Below are 22,770 nucleotides of genomic sequence, written 5' to 3' on the forward strand. Positions count from 1 at the left end.
TAATGACACCATCAGAATATCCAAAAATACAATACATCTCACAAGGAGATACCTTAGCCATCCAATCACGTAATATTAGGCTGGCGCTTGATGCTGGTGCAGACTGGATTCAGATCCGGTGGAAGCAACCAAAAGATACGGCATTTCGGGATTTTTGCACCTCGATCAAAAAACACTGCGCTTCTTACCAAGCGCTATGCCTGCTCAACGATCATGTGGACACCGCACGCGCCATCGATGCAGACGGCGTGCACCTCGGACTCACGGACATGCCAGTATCGGATGCCAGAGCGCTGCTTGGCACAAATAAAATTATTGGCGGAACAGCCAATACCGCAGCAGATATCCTTCAACGAATGGAGGAGCGTTGCGACTACATTGGTTTGGGCCCCTGGCGATACACCACCACAAAAAAACAGCTTAGCCCGATTTTGGGACTGGAAGGATTTACAGAGATCATGACTTACCTGCAACAGTTAGATCGACCCGCTCCTCCCATTTATGCCATCGGAGGGATTCGGCTAGAAGATATTCCGACATTGCAACAGATAGGTATACATGGTATCGCCGTATCTACCTTGCTCACAGAACAGCCTCGACAAATCACATCCATTAAATCAATACTACAATGAAAGATTTAAAGATTGCAGATAGACATTTTAATTCCCGCCTGTTTTTAGGAACGGGCAAGTTTGGTGATTTACACCGCATGCGGGAAGCCATGATAGCCTCCTCTACCGAATTGGTGACCATGGCGCTAAAACGGGTAGATCACTTGGCGGAGTCCGATCAACTGCTGACGGCGCTGGATCTCCCTCAACTTCATTTATTGCCGAATACATCTGGTGCTAGAAATGCCAAAGAAGCCGTGCTGGCCGCTATGCTGGCGCGAGAAGCCTTAGAAACAAATTGGATAAAACTGGAGATCCACCCCGACCCGCGTTATCTCCTTCCCGATCCTATAGAAACGCTAGCCGCCACCGAAGAATTGGCAAAAGTAGGATTTGTCGTAATGCCTTACATTCATGCCGACCCGGTATTATGTAAGCGATTGGAAGAAGTCGGTACAGCGGTGGTGATGCCTTTGGGCGCGCCTATCGGCACGAATAAAGGACTTCGGACGATTGATTTTCTAGAAATAATCATCGAACAAAGTCAGGTTCCTGTCGTTGTTGATGCCGGAATCGGCCGTCCTTCCGACGCCGCCAAGGCGATGGAAATCGGTGCCGATGCTGTTTTGGTGAATACCGCCATTGCGGCAGCGCAAGATCCGGTACGCATGGCAGAAGCATTCAAAGAAGCGGTTATCGCCGGTCGCAAAGCTTACGAGGCAGGTTTGGGCGCGCAAAGTATGCACGGTGTGGCATCTGCATCCAGTCCGCTTACTTCTTTTCTCACCGATTAAACTGTGACTATGCGAACATTTAAAGAAACATTCGCTTCCTACACCTGGGACAGCATTCAACAGAAAATCTATGCCAGCACACTGGACGATGTGAAACGTGTTTTGCAAAAAGATCGGCACCAATTGGAAGATTTTTTGGTACTGCTGTCGCCCGCAGCGGAGTCAGCCCTAGAACATATGGCTCAGTTGGCACAATCCATCACACAGCGCCGCTTTGGTAAGACGATACAGATGTATGCACCGCTTTACCTGAGTAATGAGTGCCAAAATATCTGTACGTATTGTGGCTTCAGCATGGATAATAAAATCAAGCGAAAGACGCTATCAGATACCGAAATTATGATGGAAGCCATGGCACTCAAAGCGATGGGCTTACAACATGTGTTGCTGGTTAGTGGCGAGGCCAATAAAACAGTCGGTGTAGATTACTTTCTAAATGCTATTCGCCTATTGAAACCTCATTTCTCCCAAATATCCATCGAAGTACAACCACTAGAACAGCATGAATATGAATTAATTCAACAAGCGGGTGTACACACGGTACTGGTGTATCAGGAAACATACCATCAAGATGTGTACAGAGCCTACCACCCTAAAGGTAAAAAATCGAATTTCGACTATCGACTGGATACACCCGATCGCATTGGCAAAGCTGGAATACATAAAATTGGCTTGGGCGTATTACTGGGACTGGAAGATTGGAGAACCGACAGTTTCTTCAATGCAATGCATATCAATTACCTGCAAAAACAATACTGGCGCACCAAATACAGCGTTTCATTCCCGCGACTTCGGCCAGCTGAAGGAATTATAGAACCCAACTTTGTGATGGAAGACCGACATCTGCTGCAACTAATTTGTGCCTATCGCATTTGGAACCCTGACTTGGAAATATCTATTTCTACCCGGGAGAGTGAGCATTTCAGGAATCATATCATTCCTATTGGCGTCACCACGATGAGTGCCGCCTCCAAAACAAACCCTGGTGGGTACGCGGTAGATCCCCAATCACTGGAACAATTTGAAATCAGCGATGAGCGCAGCATGGAAACGGTAATTGATTTGATCAAAAAGGTAGGATACGATCCGATCATGAAAGACTGGGATGTTGCGTACAGCGGACTGGATAAAGCAAAAGTATGACCGAAAAATCAACTCCTTTCTCCCGGTATAGCCGGCAGATATTTATAGAAGAAATCGGCGTAGCAGGCCAACGTAGAATAATGCAAAGCAAGATTTTGGTGGTGGGTGCCGGCGGCTTAGGTAGCCCCGTAATCCAGTACCTAGCAGCAGCCGGAGTTGGGACATTAGGCATGGTAGATTTTGATGTCTTGGAAGAGCATAATCTAAACCGGCAGATCATCCATCGCACTGCTGATATTGGCTCTGCAAAAGTGGATAGTGCTGCGCGCTTTGTGCGAGAGCTCAATCCATTAATCAACATTGAAACACATTCGGTTAAGCTAGATGACAGCAATGCAAAGAACCTAATATTGGATTATGATGTGGTAGTGGATGGATCGGACAATTTCACCACACGCTATCTGGTGAATGATGTTTGCGTGGCTTTGAATAAGCCCATCATCTACGGTAGCATCTTCGGTTTTGAAGGTCAAGTAGCGGTCTTCAATTACAATGGAGGCAAGCAGCTGCGCGATCTATTTCCAGAACCGCCTACAGCGGAAGATATTCCGGATTGCGATAGCAATGGTGTATTGGGCGCATTACCCGGAATAATAGGGAGTATGATGGCAATGCTGGCGCTCAAGGTTATTATTGGATTGCCTGTAGATACCAATCAGTTAACCATTGTGGATACCATGCAATGGAATTTTACAAAAATAAATTTTTAATGCACTGGCGTTATAAACGCATAAACCCTGTAAAACAATGTTTTACAGGGTTTATTACTATTGCTGTAATCGATTAAATAAACGATGCCCAGTCAGATTTTTCTTGATATTCTACTATTGGCGATGCATCGTTATAGTCGATGAAGTCGGATAAGAATGCTTTCACATCCATTTCTACATGTTTAGCTGCTTGCTCAAACAAATCGGTACGGAATCCTTTCGATACCATATGATCTACATATTGCAAACATACTAACCGTGCTATCGCTTTTCCTAGAACCACCAATTGACGCTGTACTAGGTTGGTTGCCGATAATGAAATATCAAAATGCTTTTTGAATCTGTCCAACACACGGGTCGTGTGCTCAAAGCCAGACAAGAAAGTGCCTACATGTGTTTCTTTCGCTTTCTTCATCTGCTTCACGACAATCTCCGCAATCTGCGTGTAAAGCATTTCATTCGATCCTTCAAAGATTTGGAAAGGTCGGCTATCTACAATACCGCGTCCGGCAATGTGATTTAGTTTATATCCGCTTGAACCAGATAATTGAACCGCTATCTGAGCAGATTCTTGCATCAAATCAGACACTAATGCTTTCATGGAGTTGGCTTGCAAACCTTCGGTCGCTAAATCAAACTCGATACCACTTACATTGGAGCTCCAGGCACACATGCCAGAGCACAAAGTATATGCAGATTGTATTCTAGACAACTGGTATTGTACAGAATCTACGTGGAATAAAGATTGTGCGCCCACCTTACGCTGTAAGCAATGTGCTAGAGAATCATCCAGCATACGCTGAATAAAACCCATACCCATTCCTGGAAACTGCATGCGGCTACGGTGCAAGATATCCAGCATCATCTTGATACCTGTGCTATATTGCTGTAGTTTGTGCGTATGTGGAACGGTCAGATCGATCTTATTCAAACCGTAAGGGATCATATATAATCCCAGATTATTAAAATACTCTTCTACCGGAATATGTTGTTCTGATTTACTATTATCCGTTACAAAAAACTCTACATCTCTGGCAAGGTCTCCATCTTGGTTTTTCTTGCGAGCAGCTACGATCCAAAAATCTGCCATACCCGTCAAGCCTTGCCAATGCTTCTGACCTTGTAGTTTAAATTCATTTTCCAACTCCGAGTAGCTGGTACGCATGTTTAAGGCATCGCTACCAAAATCCGGCTCGGTAATCATAAGGCCACCCATAGCACGCTCTTTCAGAAAACGATCGAATATACCTTGCTGAATATCTCCATGACCATATTTTGCCAAGGGTTCTAAAAACAAAGCGATGTTGATACCAAATGTCAATGATAAAGGCAGTGATTCATACGAGGCTGCGGAAAGAATTCCTAAACACTCACGCACATTAGCGCCACGACCACCGAATTGTTCGGGAATAGCTACCGAGAGTGGGTTTTGCTCCATAATGCCGCGCCACACCTCATCTGGTAGTCCTCTTTCAAGACTAAGTTCATTAATATTGGACTCGCTGTGGAATATCTCATGGAGACGTTTCTGGAATCTATCTATAAAAACCGCGTATTGTTCTTTCATCCTTTTTCTTTACGTACTTTAAGTATGAGCGTTAGTCTTCTTTTGTTATGTTACGGATCGAACTCCTTTTATTAAGAATGCACAAATATAATCGTTTGCGTACGAGAAAGAGAATGACGGGGATCATTCTAAAAAATAATTGCCGTTTTATTTTCGATATTTTGTGGTCCTTTAAGTTTTTCTAACTGATTAAGCTATTTTTTACCGCGATTTTTATCAGCGCTGCGGAGTTTTTTACCCCCATTTTATCGATCAGATTTTGTCGATGTCCTTCTACCGTGCGTTTGCTGATAAACAGTTTGTCTGCGATTTCCATATTTGTATATCCTTCACCAATGAGCTGTAAGATCTCACTTTCACGTTCACTAATGTCGACCTGAATTCTGGCTTCGGCATTACTTTCTTCGATTTGCGTAGCAGATCGCATTTTATCTAGTAAAGTCATGGTAAGTTCAGCGCAAATATATGTTCCGCCTTTAGAAACCTGTTGGATGGCAAAAGACAATTCATCGTAGGCAGAATTTTTAACCAGATAGCCATCCACGCCCAGATCGAAGGCTTCAATGAGATAAGGTATATCTGCCAACATGGATAATATAATAATCTTTACGGCAGGGTGCTCTTCTTTCAGACGTTTAATCAACTCCATCCCGCCAATTCCTTCCATCGTTAGATCGGTGATTACTAGATTCGCTTCTCCCCCATCATCTACCAAACGTATCACTTCTTCACCATTGTTGGCCTCGCCAACCACTTGTAGACCTTCTTGAGAATCCAACAGCAATTTGATGCCATTTCTAACAACGAGATGATCTTCGGCAAGAATTATTTTTATCATAGATAGTTTTCTAAAAATCTGAATTTTAAGATCACAGTATAGCCATATACAAATAGGTATGCCAAAACACTGCTCTACGTTAAACAGTGAATACAATGATTTGTTTGTAGCGCAATAGCTACATTATATTTTTATCATCACTGTGTTACGAAGAGAATATTATTTGACAGAAAAGACAGTTTCAAGAAGAGGACATCAATAACCTATATATAAATCAAGACATTGTAGATGTGTAATATTTTCTTTACCTTAGGATACTATATAAGTAGGATGTATGTCAGAACTAACACAAGACCGCAAAACGCCTATTCAATCTTATGGCACATTAATCTGTACCGATGCATTTGACCACATTGTGGGTATTAGCTCTGCTATACAAGAAATGTTTAGTCGGTCGGCAGAGCAATACTTAGGGCGCGACATTCGGGATCTTTTGACCAATTATTTCGCCGACCAGTCGGCGTATATCCTGTCAATTGTGCGAGAGATCAAGCATCAGGAAATCGCGAATAAAGTATTGGAATTCACGAGTAATAATCAAAAATACAGTTTACGCCTTTCGCAGATTAAAAACAACATCCACTGGGAGTGGGAGCTGAAAACTTCGGATAAACCTATCGCTTTTCAAATGGACGATATTGCTCATGTGCTGGAGTCCAGTCCAAAATCGCTGTGGCATAAATTATCAGAAAATATCTTGCACATCTTACGATTCGACCGTGTGTATGTATGTCAAGTCTATGAAAATGGAACGAGTGAGGTGATTGCAGAACATGTAGAAGATGTGACTAAATCACTATTACACGGCAGATTTTCTGAAGATTTCCTTCGACAAGAGGATATACGAAACTATCAGGCAGTTAATTACAGGTATGTACCAGACTTATTTGCCCCATTGAGCACTTTTCATCAGTTAGCGGAAGAGCAGGTTGACGTAGCTCATTCGCACCTATACCCAATACCACTACTACATGCCGACTTGGCCCGTAGCCTTGGCGCAAAAAGTTTAATTGCCTTTCCACTAATTGCCAATGGCCGACTATGGGGTATTCTAATGGCTCACAGCTTTTCCGGTGTTGAAATCGATTTACAGAAAAGACAACTATGCCAGCTGTTATGTATGTACGCCGCAAAAAAACAGGAATCTAACATTAAAAACACCTTATTAGAATTCCAGGAAAACATCCATGATACACTTCTAGGCATACGTAATGACTTAATGTCCAATACGGATATATTTACGATACTATCCCGGCACATGAGTAAAATGCAGCAGATCCCAGACGCAGACGGCATCGCCATTTGCGTAGCAGAGGAAATGCATGTTCTTGGTATCGTCCCTGAAAGCAAACAAATCCTTCAAATTGCTAAACTAATTCGTAATCTAAAAGAAAAATCATTGTTTCTAGACAGTAATTTCAGACTTCGTTATGCGCATCTTATTGATGGCGAGCTGAATTTTGCAGGGATAATGGCATTGCGTTTGGGAAAAGATTCGGAAATGAAAATTATGTGGTTTCGGCAAGAAGAAATTGACATGATGTACCAAACAACCCCTCTTTGTCAGCAGCTATCGCAGGAGGAGCACGGGATCGAAGACACCCTGTATGCGCACGAAACCTGGCAGCGTGAAGTAATCGACACGGCAAAATCATGGAACACCAACGACCTCTATTTTGTCGAACACTTGAGGAGCCTTTTACAAGACACTATGCTGGCCAAATCGGAAGAGAAAGAGCGTATCAATCAAAAATTGATCTCTCTAAATAACGAATTGGAAATGCTCACCTTCACTCTTTCGCACGACCTTAAGAACCCTTTGTCTGTCGTAAAATTAAGCTCACAAATGCTTTCACGAAAATTAGAAGGCGAACATCAAAGATGGATAAAAATCCTATTAGATGGTGTAGACGACATCGAAAGCATGGTAAATAGTGTATTATCTGTCGGTAAAAGTAGAATTTATCATTTTGACCATACAGATGTCCCAATGGGCCAAATGATTGAGAAAATTGTATCTCACAGCCAACTGATCCAAAACAGTTTTTGTGCTACCGTTGACTATGGTAACTTACATCCAATATGGGGCGAGCGAAATCTTCTGCATCAAGTGTTTCAAAATGTTATTGGCAATGCCATAAAGTATAGTAAAAACCATGCCGCTCCAAAATTACATATCCATAGCTACCTGACAGAATCGGAAACGGTCTATGAAATACAAGACAATGGCATCGGCATACCAGCTAACGAGTTGGAACATATTTTTCACGTTTTTAGACGCTCTTCGAATGTGGGCAAAATTGCGGGAACAGGTGTTGGATTGGCCTTGGTACGGAGAATAATGGATCGTCTGCAGGCAGGAATAAATCTGCAAAGCTCTGAACAAACGGGCACTAAAGTGATCCTGACTTTTAAAAAGAAACCACCTATCAATTAACTGAAAGGTGGTTTTTTGTATATAAATTAAGTATCGTACATTTACCAATTAGAATCTGCAGGATGAAAAAATACTGCATATATAATTAATAATAACACTACCGCAATTGCGATAACCCATTTAATCATCTTTCCAGCAGGCTTATCGTCCGCTTCCTCTTTGACCACATCTGGAACCTTTTTTTCATTTTTGTACGGTCTTTCGTCGCTTGTATCTTTGTTGTCCATTGTTTCCATAATTTGCTCTCCTGTTTCATTAGGTTTATATCATGAGGTCACTCTAATAGCGATATCTCATGACATTAAAATATTTGTTACTCCCAAGGTATATGATTAAAACCCTCGTTTTAGCTGATTAGTTTCGATGCCAATAGTAAATAGGTATTTACCGCAAAATCCAGTCAATTATTTTAGAGATCCATCGCTGCTGTTTTTACATTTAAACTTGTAGCCGATTTTTGTATGTAGAAGGATTCTTTCAAACGTGATAGGTTGCCTTGCTGGTAGTATAGTTCGGGAAGTGATTTAAAGGCATAATACATAATATCTTCCCAATCTTGCCGCTGCACAATAAGTTCATGCAGCGTTATAGAACGCAAGATATTATCAGAACTTAATTCAATGAATGCTAACTCAAAATTTGCGGTATCCTTTAGCAGATAATTTTCCGCCTGCTTCCAGATTGTATCAAAATCCTCTTCTTCCATGGCCACAGACCTACCAGTACATAGATATGTAAATTCTTCCTGTGTGGACGTGTAGTAGGTTTTGAGTTTTTCGCAGGTTGCCTGCACTTCGGGACTAGGATTTGCAGCAGCAGCCAATTCACAAAGTGCCATACCTTCGGTGCGTAGCAGAATAAGTTCATTAACCACAAACATTTCATTCTCGGTTTCTTGAACCGAGGCCGATTGACAGGACGTAGCCAGCAAAAGCGTGATGATAATGAAATGTGTAAAATTGTTCATAAGCTATTTTAACTCTCACAATTGTCATACCGCACAGCGCAACAACACGATAAACCGGGTATTGTACACCACTAAGCAGGTACTTATCCCGTAACAAATCTAAACCCTCTTGCACGAGCTATACCAGACAAACATCAATTCACATTCCACAGAAATACTGTTAATATGAATTTTTGGAAACAACCTGTAATTCCGAGCGTTCTATTGTAAAGACATCGCTATGCAATACAATAATAAAGAATGCGTCGACCTCTTGAAACGACTGATTTCCGCCAATAAAGATCGTATAGCCGGCTATTCGGAGGCTATCCAACAATTGAACACAGATTCAGACGCCGATCTAATTTTGGAGTTTGAACACTATGTGCAAGAATCACAGCAATTCAAGGCGCAACTGACACCTCTGGTATACCGAGAGGGTGACTCAGAGAGCGAATATGATGCTCCTAGAATTATTTTCACGCAAGCGGCAGATGCAGAACAGGCCACTTCTCATCGCGAATCGGTACTGCAAGCCTGTGAGCAAGCAGAAAAAGAATTGCAGCATATTTATAAAGAGGTAAATGGTTACAATGAGATTATTGATGAGCATATCAAAGACATGATCAAAAGCCAATCAGATGTACAACAAGAATCTTATATAACAATTGCTAATCTTTTAGAAAACGAAAAAAGTAACTAATACATATTAATAAGAAGACTATGCAGACAATCGATTTAGAATTATTGAAAGAATTAACAGGTATTCAGAATGAACCTTGTATATCGCTCTATATGACTACGCATAAAGTACACCCTGCTAGTGCATCCGATTCGATATCATTCAAAAATCTATACAAGAAAACGCTTCATTACATTCAGGAGCACAAGCTTTCCAAACATGAAACTTTATTAAAACCCTTGGAGAAGCTCATCGAGGATAAAAGTTTTTGGGACAATGGCTCACATGGGTTAGCGATTTTCATCTCCACTGATGACACCAAGATTATTCGCCTTCCAGAAGAGGTACAAGAAATATCGTGCGTCGCTAATGCATTTTGTATTAAGCCACTTTTCAAGATGTATAATGAGAATCAAAACTACTATTTACTCGCTCTAGGACTTGATAGTGTTAAACTTTATACTGGAGACAAGCATCAGATCGAAGAATTAGAGATTGAAGGAAAACTTCCCTTAAGCATGAAGGAAGCTCTTGGCGACCAGCTTACAGACAATCATTTTCATGCTTCTGTGGTAGAAGGAGCCGGATTACATGGTTATATGGAGAAGAGCCAGGAAGAAGATATTGATATGGATCGATTTTTCCGTAAAATCGATAAGGGCATATTGGAACATTTTGACATCCCTTCGAAAACACCACTTCTGTTAGCTGCGTTGCCAGAGCATCACACAGATTTTGTACGTATTAGTAAAAACCCAAACTTAGGCCCGGTACAGATTCCTATTAATCCACATTCACTGAGTCATAGCGAACTACTTAAAAAGGTACAAGAAGTGATGGGTGAAGCGCTAGACAAACGCAAAAAAGAGTTATTAGAGAGGCAACAATTAGCTACACAGGAAAACTTGAGCAGCACAGAGATTACTGACATAGTTCGAGATGCAATCGACGGAAAAGTAGATGTGCTTTGTATTGAGAATGGCAAAAGCATCAAAGGAGCTCTGGACGTAGATAACCGCGCCATTGGAGAGGATGACAATTTAAATACCGACGTGATCAATGAACTAGTACGCACTGTCTTTAATTTCGGTGGCGATGTGGTTGTGTTGGATCAAGAAGAGATGCCAACAACGGATGGCATTTTTACGATAAACCGTTACTAACAGCCTAACTTATTTAGGTTTTCTAACAGAATAATACAGGAGGCGACACTTGGTTTAGCCTCCTGTATTGTTATTATAAGACATTTGTTTATCACCGTAAGACAATTTTAATTTTTTTTACGTGATTATTTTAGATAGTGTATAAAACACACTACATTTGTAGTATCATAATTTAGGTTTATAATTGGTTAGTAAAGGTTTTCATTCTCCCCGTTTGAAAACCTTTTTTTATGCCCTTTAGTGTAGCTAAGATAACTCTCCAGATAGCGCATTACACCTGCCTTATTTACTTTAATTAATGCTTATCGAAATGGATCTTGGTTAAGCCAAGGGTTATTCAGCATCTCCCCACACCTGGAACACGAGTGTTTTATCAACACCTATTTTGATAGATACAGTTAAATAAATGCCATAAATCACATTTTACACTTAAAAAAAATATAAAAACGAGAATAAACACAAATAAATCACATAATTAATATATTATTAACATGATTTTAATAAAAAACACACTAATAAAAATAAAAAAATCAAATAATAAATACACAACACGTTGATTTGTAAAATATTTTTGAATAAAATCAAATAATTACATAAAATAACTTGATTTAATTTTGTTTTTATATAAAAAACGATTACTTTTGATCATCATCATAACAAAAATTTAGGTTTATAATTGGTTAGCAAAGGTTTTCATTCTCCCCGTTTGAAAACCTTTCTTTTTTTACCATACTTCCCTTTCATTCTTGATTACGATTACACTATCTTCACACAAACCATTTTTGGCCGATTGTTTGATACTACTTGGTGAAGATACCTTATGTTGCCCCACGTACGCTTTAATTTATGTTTATGGATTTCCATTTGGTTTTGCTGTTGCAAAACTGCTTCGGCGCAACGCCCCGTCCATGAGATCGAGGTATCACAGCACGTGGCAGACACTGCGACTCAACGAGATTTGATTGATATTGGCAAAAAGATCCTGAAAATTAATACACCAGGAGGTGTAGACAGCACCGGAAAGAAAGTGTATTTCTCTTTCCTTCCCTTTTCTACTAATGTGCCCGGCGGAGGACAAGCTCTTATCACTACTACAACGGCAGGTTTTTACCTGGGCGACCGCAACAATACATTTATGTCGCGAATGACGTTTACACCTTATACAAACTTCGCCCAACGATTTGGTTTACCTATCCGCTCCTACATTTGGTTAAAAGAGAATAAGTGGGTAATTGATGGAGACATACGACTCCTGAAATACCCTATAGAAACCTGGGGCCTAGGACGTGAACATCATCATGACGATCATTTAATGATGGACTACACCTATTTGCGGGTGTATCAGCATGCACTGAAGCGAATCAAGGATGGCCTTTTTTTAGGAGGAGGCTATAACCTGGACTATTGGATGAACATCCGAAGCAGGGAGCATATGCCACTAAGTGAATATACGGGCTACCCTTACGGTACCGATCAGCGTGATTACACGATATCATCGGGCGTGAGTGTTAACATGATTTATGACACCCGAGCCAACTCCATCAATCCTTGGGCTGGAAACTATGCTAATATAAGGGTGCGTACCAACCCGAAATTCATGGGCAGTGACCATAATTGGCATTCGTTGTTTGTCGAGACACGACGATATCACCGCTTTACGCGAGACGAGAACAAGCAAAATATGTTAGCCATCCGGAATTTCTTTTGGACAGTTTTCAACTCACGCGCACCCTATCTGGATCTTCCATCTTTAGGTGGGGATACCTATAATACCTCCGGACGCGGATTTCCATTGAATAGATTTCGAGGTAAAAACCTGTACTATGCCGAAGCGGAATACAGACGCAACATCACGAGCAACGGTTTGTTTGGCTTTGTACTGTTTGCCAATGCAACTACCGTAAGCGGGCCAGAGAGTCATTTCTTTCGCACCTGGAATATAGGAAGCGGAGCTGGAGCACGCATCAAATTCAACAAGAACTCGGGCACCAATATCGCCTTAGATTATGGCATAAGTCGACATCATCGCGGCTTCCACCTTTCCCTAGGAGAAGTTTTCTAAAACCATCGCGGTAGCTCCCTGTTCATAAGGTGAAGGGATCAATATGACCAGAAAAGAGCGCAGCATTAATATCGCCTTATGGCTGGCACAAGCCAGTTTAGCCAGCACACTTCTATTTTCAGGACTGATCAAATTAACACAACCCTCTGTGAATATAGCCAGCCTCTGGAGATGGGCCGAAGATTATCCCAACGGCGTTTGGATGGTGGGTTCAGTAGAAATAATGCTTGGCATTGGGATTTTAATACCAGAGTTATTGCGTATCGCGATGCGGATCACCGCCTGGGCAGCATTTGCCTGCATTGGATGGACGATCGGCTACAGCATTTTTATAGCCTCACAAGGAGATTGGCCTACGGCTGGAAGTCAATTACCTTATTTAGTATTGGCTGCTTTCATTGCATGGGGACGAAGCAAACCACAATACACTACGCCAAAATAAAGATCTACTGGAATTTAATGAAAATTGCGTCCCTTATGAAATACAGACTGGGGGTCTTTGGCTTTTCCGACAGCAAGCTGCGTCAGCATTTTACTGACGTCCATACATCGCTTGGCAATTACATGCACCACCTCTCCTTCAATTTGTACGTGCCCATCCACCATCAATAATTTTCCACGAAGTATCGCTCGCTTATCTCTTTCGAACACCTTACTCCAAATAACCACATTCGCGAAGGCCGTTTCGTCCTCTATTGTAACAAACAAAACTCCTTTGGCCGTACCTGGCCGTTGTCGCACGGTCACTAAACCACATACACGGACTGCCATACCATTTTTTTGCGTCCGAAGCCCTTCTGCAGGAGTAGTTCGTAATAGTTGCAGCTGTTCGCGTAAAAAAGCAAGTGGATGTTTACGAATAGATAATCCGGTAGAAGCATAATCTTGTACTACATGCTCCCCTTCGGAAAGCAACGGGAGCACCGTTTGCCCTTCAAAGTCGGAGGTAGAAGGCTGTCCTTCGAACAAGGCTACGGGACGATCCCCCAAGGCGGAAACCTCCCATAATGCCTGACGACGATCTAACCCCAATGACCGAAAGGCATCCGCATCAGCTAATTGTTCCATAGCAGTGGAAGAAAGCCCCGATTGAGCCAGCATAACTACAGAAGCAATAGGCTGATTTGTTCTTTCTTTCATGAGCGCTACGATATCCGACTCTTGCACTCCTTTGACTTGTCGAAACCCCAAACGCAATGCACAATAAGCACCCTGCTTTTCCTCCAGGGTGTTATCCCAGACCGAATGGTTGACGTCTACCGGCAAAACCACGACTTCATGTTTGCGCGCGTCGATAATGATCTGTGATGGTTGATAAAAGCCCATGGGCTGACTATTGAGTAACGCTGCTGCAAAGACATCTGGGTAATAACATTTAATATAAGACGACACATAAACTAACAACGCAAACGAGGCTGCATGGCTCTCTGGGAAGCCATAGCTTCCGAAACCTTCTAACTGACGGAATACGCGGTTAGCAAATTCTTCGGAATAGCCGCGCTCCAGCATACCACTTACCATCTTCTCATGAAACTGACTTACCTCGCCTTTTGCTTTAAAGGTAGCCATACTACGCCGCAGGGCATCGGCTTCTGCCGGCGTAAAGCCTGCCGCTACAATAGCAATTTCCATGGCTTGCTCCTGAAAAAGTGGAACCCCCAGGGTTTTATCCAAAATACCTTCTACTTCTTTGGAAGGATAGTCTACCTTTTCCTCTTTATTCCGTCTACGTAAATAGGGATGCACCATGTCACCCTGAATCGGCCCAGGACGAACTATAGCCACCTCAATTACCAAGTCGTAAAACTTCTCTGGCCTAAGCCTTGGCAACATAGACATCTGTGCCCGGCTTTCAATCTGAAAAACTCCCAATGTATCCGCCTTGCAAATCATTTCATATACTTTCGGATCATCTTGAGGTATATTTGCTAGCGTAAGCGATTGATCGTAATGCTTATTCACCAGGTCGAAAGCTTTGTGCATACAGGTCAACATACCCAAAGCTAACACATCCACCTTCAGAAAACCCAATGCTTCCAGATCATCTTTGTTCCATTCCAAATTGGTACGCTGATCCATCCGGGCATGAATAATAGGGCACAACTGATGTAACGGCCCATTGGTGATGACAAACCCACCCGTATGCTGACCTAATTGCCTGGGGAAGCCGATGTATTCCGTAGCCAGCGCCAACACTTTTTGAAGATGAGGATCTGTCAAATCAAAACCTTGCTGTTCCAGTTCTTCCTGTTCTACGTGCTGCTGCCAGTAACCACTAATAGAGCCCGAAAGCTTACCTAACACATCTTGGGATAATCCCATTACCTTCCCCACATCCCGCAAGGCACCTTTAGCGCGTACCTGGGTTACGGTAGCAACAATGGCTGCGCGATCCCGACCATATTTTTCATAAATATATTGAATAACTTCCTCGCGACGCTCGTGCTCAAAATCTACATCTATATCAGGCGGTTCATCTCTGGCATCCGACATAAACCGCGCAAAGAGCAGCCTGATTTCTGCAGGATTAACCGAGGTAATACCCAAACAGTAGCACACCGTAGAATTAGCGGCAGAACCTCTGCCCTGGCACAAGATGCCACGTGCTCTGGCAAATCGGACATAATCATGTACCGTTAAAAAATAAGCGGCGTAGTTTTTTCTAGCAATAAAGTCTAGCTCCATTTCTAGCACCTCTTGAATAGATGCAGGTATCCCTGTTTCAAAACGCGCACGAGCTCCCTCCCAAGTAAGATACTCCAGTTCTTCCTGTGGCGTACGTCCTCCTTCAGTAAGTTCTTCCGGATATACATACGTCAACTCGTCCAGCGAAAACTGACAGGCAGCTGCAATTTTTTCTGTATGATGCAACGCATCGGGATATGTCCTAAACAATCGCTCCATTTCCTCAACAGGCTTTAGGTGACGCTCACCATTCGCATGTAGCCGAAATCCCGCTGTAGCAATGGTACACTTCTCCCGAATACAGGTCAGCACATCTTGTAATTGCCGCCTTTCGGGAACATGATAGTGCACATCTCCTAGGGCGACAAGTGGAATATCAAATCGTTCACTACATTCTTGCAAACGAAACAACATCTTCGCATCGTCTCCATGATACAGCTTATGAGCACCCAGGTAAAGGTATTGACCCAGCACTTCACGACAAGTCTTAATCACTTCCTGATAAGCAAACTCAATTTCAAAAGAAGGTGTAAGACTGTCTGGAGGCAGTAGAATACAGTAGAGCCCTTCAGCATAGGTGTACAAATCCTTATAATACAAATGGCAGGAGCCCTTTTCGGCACGAAGGTTACCCACCGTTAATAAACTTGATAACCTTCCATAGGCTTTTATATCCTTGGGGTATACCAATATACTGGGGCCATCCAAAAAGTCTAACCGACAACCAGGAATAAGGCGTACACCATATTTTTTGGCTGCCACATGCGCGCGAACTATCCCAGCCAAACTATTTCGGTCGGTTACAGCAAGCGTATGATAGCCCAGTTTGCCAGCCTCACTGAAGTATTCTTCGGGGTGTGAAGCACCTTGAAGAAAGCTAAAATTGGTTGTTATTTGTAACTCTATATACCCCATAATCTTCTATCTAAGCAAAAAAACCATGCAGATACCATTTCACCTCGTGCTCAGCCCCATAATGCCCCAAGCGGTACAACCAATAGCGCTTCCCTTGCTCATCTTCCACCTGATAATAATCCCGATGCTCTCCATCCTCAAGCCACCACTCTCGCTCAATACGTTCCGGGCCATCCGCTTTGCGAATAGCATGCACCGCGCCCTGGTAATGAAATAACATGGGCGGATAATCAGGTATTGGTGCCGTAACGGATATTAAGGTAGGCTGAGGCAATAATCTGGCTGGACGGGGTCTGCTGCTCTGCCACCCTATGGTGTTTTTTTCTGATAAGCTATTCGCTAGACGTACTGCACGTTCCGGCCAATAATGCGTATCGGGCAAAAATCGGGCAACGGTACAATGTACACTTCGGTTTTTTAACTTATCGACCAATTCTGCTACAGTAGGATCGGCCAATCCGGTATGCTGCTCCCAGATCGTTTCCTGCATAGCATCCATATCTTCTACCTTTTCGGCAGACAAAACAAATAACTCAATCCCCAATGCCGGTTCAATATCCGGTATTCTGAGCGCAAATAGCTTCATGACATGTTCAATACGCGCAGTAGCCCTGCTGGTCTGTACCCTTACTTTTTCCAGCTTTCCATCTATCCTATAGGCTTTTAGGGTTGCTTTACGGAGCCCTTTACCCTCATTATTCAACCTTAAACATAGGTTTTCCAACAGCTTTAATAGTGCTATTTCTATACCTTGGGCAGTGGAAATAGGCTCCATGCAAGGCAACCGCTCTTCATAAGGTATAGGAGGAATCAGTGGAATAAGCCACTCCTCTTCCTGTCCAAATGCCTGAGCCATACGCAGCAGAAGCTGATCACCAAATCGCCGACGCAAAACAGAACGATTCATCGAAGCAAACTGTCCGATAGTCTTTAATCCCAGCTTATGTAACTTATCCACCAGCGCTATCGGAATACGAAGAGCCTGAGGAGGCATGTCAGACAACATGTGTACCTGCTCACCCACAGGTACAATAGACATCGTAGGGGCGAAACGCGCTATCGCCCAGGCTGCGCCAAATGTATCTGCCAGGCCAAACTTAACCTGATAGCCGCGTTTTTCAAACTTGGCAGAAATATGGTTCAAGTATTCGCTTTCTCCTCCCCATAAATGAGCACAACCAGAAATATCAAGTAATAACCCGAGATTCGTCTCATCTACACTTACTAACGGGGCAAAGCGTATACACCAATAGCCAATGGATTGCAATAGCTTATTCGTCCATTGCACCTCCTCTTCCACTACTTTCAACGTAGGCAAAAAAGCTTTAGCATCTGCTAATACCATTCCTACCTGTATGCCAGATTGTACCGCTAAAGGATTGGCCGACCTAATTACCTGCCTTCCTTGTAGGGTAGTAACCACTACTAAAGGAAGGTCACGCAGATGCTGATGACGGATCGTCAACCAATCCGTCAATAAATAAGGAAACCAGATAGATAAACATCTTTTAGACATATCATGATCCTAATTGGCGCGTTTGTTGGCTTAGCTCTTCCTTAGTAGTTTGAGCATATGAAACAGGTATAATTTGAAAACCGGATGGACTCCATTCTACCAACCAATTACCGGGATGACCATTTCGTACTTTCATTAAGGATACCTCCCAACGCGGAAAACCCAATCCAGGCAAACCGCCCAGCTGCTTACTGGGCACAGATTGAATTTGCCAGCGTGCCACGCAAGCGGTAGAACCCGATGTCTGTGCAGCTCGACGTAGGATAAAACCGGTTACCTGGCTTTGCTCTACCGCTAACTGCAAACGTCGGGATTCGACAAAGCTTAGTGTATACACCTCTCCAACTACCGCAACCAATCCTTTACATTTCAAGGCCTCTTCTACCGCCCACAGCACTTCTTTCTCATTTCCCATATGCACAAAAATGATCCGGTCGGGAGATATTCCAAACAATTCCATGGCAGGCGGATAGACAATCTGGGCTGTACTGATCCAGAAACATACGCCATCCGTTTCCATTAGCTTAGCTAGGATACCAGCGATAAAGCCCGACGAAGCCGCTCTATCTTCAGCCGTAGCACTTACGAATTCATGTATGCTAGCCAATGGGAATACGTGGTTTGGAAAGGCTCTCTCTACCGCACCTAACCCGACCTTCGCTTGCAATCCGCGACGCTCTGTCATACCTTGCCACCGCAAAATATCCTGTTGCAATTCCCTAACTATTGTTGATTTATTGTTTTCCATAGCATACTTAACGCTAGACAGCACAAATATAATGCTAATTATTTTAGTATTTAGAGATATACTACAATTATTAGTATTTCGATTTTGGACATAAAAAAACAGGGGTAGTTTTTCGCTACCCCTGCCTTTGTATTAAATCCCAATAGGGATGGATATTACAATTTACCGATCTCTTGTGCTAAATCGATAATTTTGTTAGAATAACCCCACTCATTGTCGTACCAAGATACCACTTTCACGAAGTTGTCATTCAAAGAAATACCTGCTTTTGCATCGAAGATTGACGTACGGGAATCTCCTAAAAAGTCAGTAGATACTACTTCATCTTCTGTGTATCCTAAAATACCTTTCAATTCACCAGCAGCAGCTTCTTTCATCGCAGTTTTGATATCCTCGTAAGATGCACCTTTTTCCAAACGAACCGTTAAATCTACTACAGAAACGTCTGCTGTAGGCACGCGGAATGACATACCTGTCAATTTTCCTTTTAGCTCAGGAAGCACTAAACCTACCGCTTTTGCAGCTCCCGTAGAAGAAGGGATGATGTTTTGGTAAGCACCGCGGCCACCTCTCCAGTCTTTTGCAGACGGGCTATCCACTGTTTTTTGCGTTGCTGTTACGGCATGTACAGTAGTCATTAAACCTTCAGCAATACCAAACTTATCGTTCAATACTTTTGCCAGAGGAGCTAGACAGTTTGTCGTACAAGATGCATTAGAAACGATGGTATGCTCAGCCGTTAAAGACTTGTGGTTTACACCCATCACGAAGGTAGGAGTATCATCTTTTGCCGGAGCAGACATTACTACTTTTTTAGCACCTGCATCGATATGTTTTTGAGCAGTTTCCTGAGTTAAGAACAAACCAGTAGACTCAATTACAATTTCAGCACCTACTTCATTCCATTTCAAGTTTGCAGGATCACGTTCTGCAGTTACGCGGATCGTCTTACCGTTGACGACAAGATTTCCATCCTGTACTTCTACTGTACCGTCAAACTGACCGTGTGTAGAATCGTATTTCAACATGTAAGCCATGTAATCCGGCTCTACTAAATCGTTGATTCCAACAACTTCAATATCTTCACGTTTTACAGCAGCTCTAAAAGCCAATCGGCCAATGCGACCAAATCCGTTAATTCCAATTTTCATATCTATATAATTTATTATTCAATTTTCATGTGTTTGACAAGCATATGTTTTTCACATCCTCATCTAACATATTTAATATTAATTTTTAGTGGTATAATACTTTATCAAATTTTGTACTGGCTCATGGATGATCGTTCCGACAGGCAGGTGATATTCCGCAGCCAGCTCAATTAGCCAAGATGCGTACTTACTAGCCACAGAGCCAGTAAAGTTGACGACCGAGTCGGGGTATGCTTCAGAGAGCGGCACGAGATATGTTTTAATATACGTTTCCAATCCACGCTTTATAATAGCAGACATATAAGGCTCCTCTTTGTTTTCTAAAATGAAATCTGAAAAGGAATTGAGAAATATGTTGGGGTTTGGCATATTATAGATCTTATCCATAATAGTTTTCCGATCCAAGGGATGGCTTTGTATAAACTTTTCTCGAAAGCCTTGCGGCATGGTTTCGCTAAGAAAATCGCGAAGCAGTTGTCGTGCTAACCAGTTAGATGAACCCTCATCGGCCATGATATAGCCTAAACCATAATTATTATTAACGATCTTCTTTCCGTTATAATAAGCCGCATTGGATCCACTACCAATAATCCCAACAATGCCCTTTTCATTACCAAATGTGGCAATAGCAGAGGCCAAGATATCGTGATGAACCTTGATCTTCGCATTTTTAAAAAAATCTTGAAAAACGCGATCTACCTTTTCTTGCCTTTCGACCGAAGAGGCGCCGGCGCCGAAAAAATAAATTCGTCGGATTTTCTCTGCGTTATTGATCAGGTGCGTATTGCGATTGAATATCTGATAGATCGTCCGTTCGTCTTGCACATAAGGATTGATTCCTGTTGTTTTAAAACCATACAGCACCCTTCCTTTCTCGGCTATTCGCCAATCTGCAAATTTGGAACCACTGTATACTACTACGATCATATATTACGATTATCTTCCGGTTTATCGGATGTATCCGCTATATAGACATCACTTTAGAAATCTCTAACAATTCCTCGTCCAGCTTGAATACATCGCTGTGCAAAGCTACGTGGAGCGGCGTAGTGACAATCTTATTTCCTTTGAATCCGATTGTCGACTTAGAGTTCCCATTCAGCAATTCTTTAACCGCATGATAGCCCATTCGGGTTGCCAGAATACGATCAAAACTACTAGGAGATCCGCCCCGTTGCAAGTGCCCTAAGATACTAACTTTTGTGTCAAAAAAATCAAATTTTTCTTTCACGCGCTTTGCCACATGGTAGGCTCCGCCATTTTTCTCCCCCTCTGCTACAATCACGATCATCGAGGATTTATTTAGCCCCTTACCATCTTCTAGCATTTCGATCAGCTCATCAATAGCAGTATCTTTTTCCGGCATCAAAATGGCCTCTGCACCAGCGGCAACTCCTGCATTCAACGCGATACAACCTGAGTCGCGCCCCATCACTTCGACGAAAAACAAACGGCTATGCGATGCGGCCGTATCACGAATCTTGTCGATCGCCTCAATTACGGTATTATTTGCCGTATCATAACCAATCGTGTAATCTGTACCGAACAGATCATTGTCTATCGTTCCGGGAATACACATCACTGGGATATCATACTCTTCCGAAAAAACCTCGGCACCGGTAAAAGTTCCATCTCCACCAATGGTTACCAATGCGTCGATATCCGCATTTTTCAAATTTTCATACGCCGTAGCACGTCCTTCCTTCGTCCGAAACTCAGGACAGCGTGCCGACTTTAACATGGTACCTCCTTGCGTAATGATGGAACTCACTGAACGACTGTCCATATCAAACAAATCGTTTTCAATTAATCCTTCATAACCTCGATAAATACCAGTAACTTTAATATCATGATATATGGCGGTACGGACTACAGCGCGGATGGCTGCGTTCATACCAGGAGCATCACCCCCGGATGTCAATACGCCTATTCTTTTTATGCTTGTCATCGATAGAACTCTTCAAAATAATATACACGAATATAATGTGTATTTATTACACTATTAAATTTTTTTTCAGATTTGTTGTGTTTTCAGGATATTTTGCAGATAATTGTTACTTTGATTTCAACCACCATACTAGGTATTTAAAAGAGAGATAAGTGCATTCTCAATTCACCATCGATTGCGTTATTTTAAGTTTTGACAACGGGAAGTTGCAGGTATTACTTACCGAGCGAAATGAATACCCCTATAAAGACTGGTGGTCTATTCCTGGCTATTTCGTAGAGAAGTATGAAGAGATGGAAGATGCTGTATACAGGATTTGCCATGAGATGACGGGGCTTAAAAATATCGTGATGGATCAGCTAGCTGCTTTTGCCGGAGTCAAACGCCATCCTGAAGGTCGTATCCTCACTGTGGCATACCTGGCTTTTGTACAGTATGATAACATCAAAAATAAGATTAAACCGGTTTCCAGCTACATGAAACAGGCAAAATGGTTTGCGGTAGATGATTTACCAGATTTGGCCTTTGACCACCTGGAGATCGTCACTAAAAGTTTGGATCGTCTAAAGAATACGATTTCTTACTCCGCATCTTTATACGAGTTGCTTCCCGAAAAGTTTACCCTTACCCAATTGCAGCAGCTGCACGAAGCTATTCTTGGAAAAACATTGGATAAACGTAATTTCCGCAAAAAAATAAATACACTGGGTTACCTAAAACCCCTGGATGAATACCAGAAAGGTGTTTCCTATCGCGCAGCCAAACTGTACAAATTGGATCGCCGCAAATTTCAGAAAGTAATCGGCCAGGGATAGATCCCGACCAGGTCTGTGTTAAGTTACTATTAACAAAGC

At 42.5% G+C, this 22,770-nt stretch carries 20 protein-coding genes; 10 read left to right on the forward strand and 10 right to left on the reverse strand.

Annotation, left to right across the window (positions count from 1 at the left end):
* Positions 1-2: 2 nt before the first annotated feature.
* Genes M8998_RS05855 through M8998_RS05870 form a run of 4 tightly spaced genes read left to right on the forward strand, consistent with a single transcriptional unit; the run spans position 3 to position 3,258 of the window.
* A complete protein-coding gene (locus tag M8998_RS05855) occupies positions 3-632 on the forward strand; it encodes a thiamine phosphate synthase (RefSeq protein WP_249991289.1) in 630 nt (209 codons plus the stop codon).
* Entirely contained in the window at positions 629-1,405 is a 777-nt protein-coding gene (locus tag M8998_RS05860; RefSeq protein WP_249991291.1) for a thiazole synthase, read from the forward strand. Before M8998_RS05855 ends, M8998_RS05860 begins: the two co-directional genes overlap by 4 nt.
* Positions 1,406-1,414: 9 nt before the next feature.
* Positions 1,415-2,548, forward strand: a complete 1,134-nt coding sequence (gene thiH, locus M8998_RS05865) for a 2-iminoacetate synthase ThiH (protein ID WP_249991293.1) — start codon at positions 1,415-1,417, stop codon at positions 2,546-2,548.
* On the forward strand, positions 2,545-3,258 hold the full coding sequence (locus tag M8998_RS05870; protein ID WP_249991295.1) for a HesA/MoeB/ThiF family protein: 714 nt from the start codon (positions 2,545-2,547) through the stop codon (positions 3,256-3,258). Before thiH ends, M8998_RS05870 begins: the two co-directional genes overlap by 4 nt.
* 73 nt (positions 3,259-3,331) lie before the next feature.
* On the opposite strand, the gene M8998_RS05875 is transcribed toward M8998_RS05870, so the two are convergent.
* Positions 3,332-4,825: an acyl-CoA dehydrogenase family protein gene (locus M8998_RS05875; protein ID WP_249991297.1), complete on the reverse strand. Its 1,494-nt coding sequence runs from the start codon at positions 4,823-4,825 to the stop codon at positions 3,332-3,334.
* 181 nt (positions 4,826-5,006) lie between these two features.
* Positions 5,007-5,663: a response regulator gene (locus M8998_RS05880; protein ID WP_249991299.1), complete on the reverse strand. Its 657-nt coding sequence runs from the start codon at positions 5,661-5,663 to the stop codon at positions 5,007-5,009.
* 274 nt (positions 5,664-5,937) lie between these two features.
* Here M8998_RS05880 and M8998_RS05885 point away from each other — a divergent pair, with 274 nt between their 5' ends.
* On the forward strand, positions 5,938-8,100 hold the full coding sequence (locus tag M8998_RS05885) for an ATP-binding protein (RefSeq protein ID WP_249991301.1): 2,163 nt from the start codon (positions 5,938-5,940) through the stop codon (positions 8,098-8,100).
* Between the two features lie 41 nt (positions 8,101-8,141).
* On the opposite strand, the gene M8998_RS05890 is transcribed toward M8998_RS05885, so the two are convergent.
* Together M8998_RS05890 and M8998_RS05895 are read right to left on the reverse strand one after the other, a co-directional pair.
* Positions 8,142-8,336: a hypothetical protein gene (locus M8998_RS05890; protein ID WP_249991303.1), complete on the reverse strand. Its 195-nt coding sequence runs from the start codon at positions 8,334-8,336 to the stop codon at positions 8,142-8,144.
* Between the two features lie 173 nt (positions 8,337-8,509).
* Complete coding sequence (locus M8998_RS05895; protein ID WP_249991305.1) at positions 8,510-9,067, reverse strand: hypothetical protein; 558 nt, start codon at positions 9,065-9,067, stop codon at positions 8,510-8,512.
* Between the two features lie 220 nt (positions 9,068-9,287).
* On the opposite strand from M8998_RS05895, the gene M8998_RS05900 reads away from it, so the two are divergent.
* The 4 genes from M8998_RS05900 to M8998_RS05915 all read left to right on the forward strand — a co-directional run bounded on the left by M8998_RS05900 (position 9,288) and on the right by M8998_RS05915 (position 13,395).
* Positions 9,288-9,749 carry a ferritin family protein gene (locus M8998_RS05900; protein ID WP_249991306.1) on the forward strand — a complete coding sequence of 154 codons (462 nt, stop codon included), beginning with the start codon at positions 9,288-9,290 and terminating at the stop codon, positions 9,747-9,749.
* A 20-nt stretch (positions 9,750-9,769) separates the two neighbouring features.
* Positions 9,770-10,891 (forward strand): baeRF3 domain-containing protein, encoded by a 1,122-nt coding sequence (locus M8998_RS05905; RefSeq protein ID WP_249991307.1) that lies wholly within the window; start codon positions 9,770-9,772, stop codon positions 10,889-10,891.
* A 931-nt stretch (positions 10,892-11,822) separates the two neighbouring features.
* Positions 11,823-12,953, forward strand: a complete 1,131-nt coding sequence (locus M8998_RS16275) for a BamA/TamA family outer membrane protein (RefSeq protein ID WP_249991308.1) — start codon at positions 11,823-11,825, stop codon at positions 12,951-12,953.
* A gap of 43 nt (positions 12,954-12,996) precedes the next feature.
* The gene (locus M8998_RS05915) at positions 12,997-13,395 is read left to right on the forward strand and encodes a DoxX family protein (RefSeq protein WP_249991309.1); all 399 of its coding nucleotides are present in this window, start codon (positions 12,997-12,999) and stop codon (positions 13,393-13,395) included.
* Between the two features lie 14 nt (positions 13,396-13,409).
* On the opposite strand, the gene M8998_RS05920 is transcribed toward M8998_RS05915, so the two are convergent.
* From M8998_RS05920 to pfkA, 6 genes are all read right to left on the reverse strand, one after another.
* Positions 13,410-16,553, reverse strand: a complete 3,144-nt coding sequence (locus M8998_RS05920) for an error-prone DNA polymerase (RefSeq protein ID WP_249991311.1) — start codon at positions 16,551-16,553, stop codon at positions 13,410-13,412.
* A 10-nt stretch (positions 16,554-16,563) separates the two neighbouring features.
* Positions 16,564-18,069, reverse strand: coding sequence for a Y-family DNA polymerase (locus M8998_RS05925; protein WP_249991312.1), 1,506 nt, complete (start codon positions 18,067-18,069; stop codon positions 16,564-16,566).
* A gap of 1 nt (position 18,070) precedes the next feature.
* On the reverse strand, positions 18,071-18,817 hold the full coding sequence (locus tag M8998_RS05930; protein ID WP_249991314.1) for an ImuA family protein: 747 nt from the start codon (positions 18,815-18,817) through the stop codon (positions 18,071-18,073).
* Between the two features lie 155 nt (positions 18,818-18,972).
* On the reverse strand, positions 18,973-19,968 hold the full coding sequence (gene gap / locus M8998_RS05935; protein WP_249991316.1) for a type I glyceraldehyde-3-phosphate dehydrogenase: 996 nt from the start codon (positions 19,966-19,968) through the stop codon (positions 18,973-18,975).
* A 78-nt stretch (positions 19,969-20,046) separates the two neighbouring features.
* Positions 20,047-20,895, reverse strand: a complete 849-nt coding sequence (locus M8998_RS05940) for a hypothetical protein (RefSeq protein WP_249991318.1) — start codon at positions 20,893-20,895, stop codon at positions 20,047-20,049.
* A 37-nt stretch (positions 20,896-20,932) separates the two neighbouring features.
* On the reverse strand, positions 20,933-21,916 hold the full coding sequence (gene pfkA, locus M8998_RS05945) for a 6-phosphofructokinase (RefSeq protein WP_249991320.1): 984 nt from the start codon (positions 21,914-21,916) through the stop codon (positions 20,933-20,935).
* 152 nt (positions 21,917-22,068) lie between these two features.
* Between pfkA and M8998_RS05950 the strand changes: the two genes are divergently transcribed.
* Positions 22,069-22,731, forward strand: a complete 663-nt coding sequence (locus tag M8998_RS05950; RefSeq protein WP_249991322.1) for an NUDIX hydrolase — start codon at positions 22,069-22,071, stop codon at positions 22,729-22,731.
* The last annotated feature ends 39 nt before the right edge of the window (positions 22,732-22,770 follow it).

The sequence above is a fragment of the Sphingobacterium sp. lm-10 genome, from assembly GCF_023554555.1.
GTDB lineage: Bacteria > Bacteroidota > Bacteroidia > Sphingobacteriales > Sphingobacteriaceae > Sphingobacterium.

Coding starts and splice junctions, on each gene's coding strand:
- M8998_RS05870 (WP_249991295.1), top strand. CDS start 2,545: ATGACCGAAAAATCAACTCCTTTCTCCCGGTATAGCCGGCAGATATTT.
- M8998_RS05905 (WP_249991307.1), top strand. CDS start 9,770: ATGCAGACAATCGATTTAGAATTATTGAAAGAATTAACAGGTATTCAG.
- M8998_RS05940 (WP_249991318.1), bottom strand. CDS start 20,895: ATGATCGTAGTAGTATACAGTGGTTCCAAATTTGCAGATTGGCGAATA.
- M8998_RS05880 (WP_249991299.1), bottom strand. CDS start 5,663: ATGATAAAAATAATTCTTGCCGAAGATCATCTCGTTGTTAGAAATGGC.
- M8998_RS05875 (WP_249991297.1), bottom strand. CDS start 4,825: ATGAAAGAACAATACGCGGTTTTTATAGATAGATTCCAGAAACGTCTC.
- M8998_RS05895 (WP_249991305.1), bottom strand. CDS start 9,067: ATGAACAATTTTACACATTTCATTATCATCACGCTTTTGCTGGCTACG.
- M8998_RS05930 (WP_249991314.1), bottom strand. CDS start 18,817: ATGGAAAACAATAAATCAACAATAGTTAGGGAATTGCAACAGGATATT.
- gap (WP_249991316.1), bottom strand. CDS start 19,968: ATGAAAATTGGAATTAACGGATTTGGTCGCATTGGCCGATTGGCTTTT.
- M8998_RS05885 (WP_249991301.1), top strand. CDS start 5,938: ATGTCAGAACTAACACAAGACCGCAAAACGCCTATTCAATCTTATGGC.
- M8998_RS05925 (WP_249991312.1), bottom strand. CDS start 18,069: ATGTCTAAAAGATGTTTATCTATCTGGTTTCCTTATTTATTGACGGAT.
- M8998_RS05915 (WP_249991309.1), top strand. CDS start 12,997: ATGACCAGAAAAGAGCGCAGCATTAATATCGCCTTATGGCTGGCACAA.
- M8998_RS05920 (WP_249991311.1), bottom strand. CDS start 16,553: ATGGGGTATATAGAGTTACAAATAACAACCAATTTTAGCTTTCTTCAA.
- thiH (WP_249991293.1), top strand. CDS start 1,415: ATGCGAACATTTAAAGAAACATTCGCTTCCTACACCTGGGACAGCATT.
- M8998_RS05855 (WP_249991289.1), top strand. CDS start 3: ATGACACCATCAGAATATCCAAAAATACAATACATCTCACAAGGAGAT.
- M8998_RS05890 (WP_249991303.1), bottom strand. CDS start 8,336: ATGGAAACAATGGACAACAAAGATACAAGCGACGAAAGACCGTACAAA.
- M8998_RS05860 (WP_249991291.1), top strand. CDS start 629: ATGAAAGATTTAAAGATTGCAGATAGACATTTTAATTCCCGCCTGTTT.
- M8998_RS05900 (WP_249991306.1), top strand. CDS start 9,288: ATGCAATACAATAATAAAGAATGCGTCGACCTCTTGAAACGACTGATT.
- pfkA (WP_249991320.1), bottom strand. CDS start 21,916: ATGACAAGCATAAAAAGAATAGGCGTATTGACATCCGGGGGTGATGCT.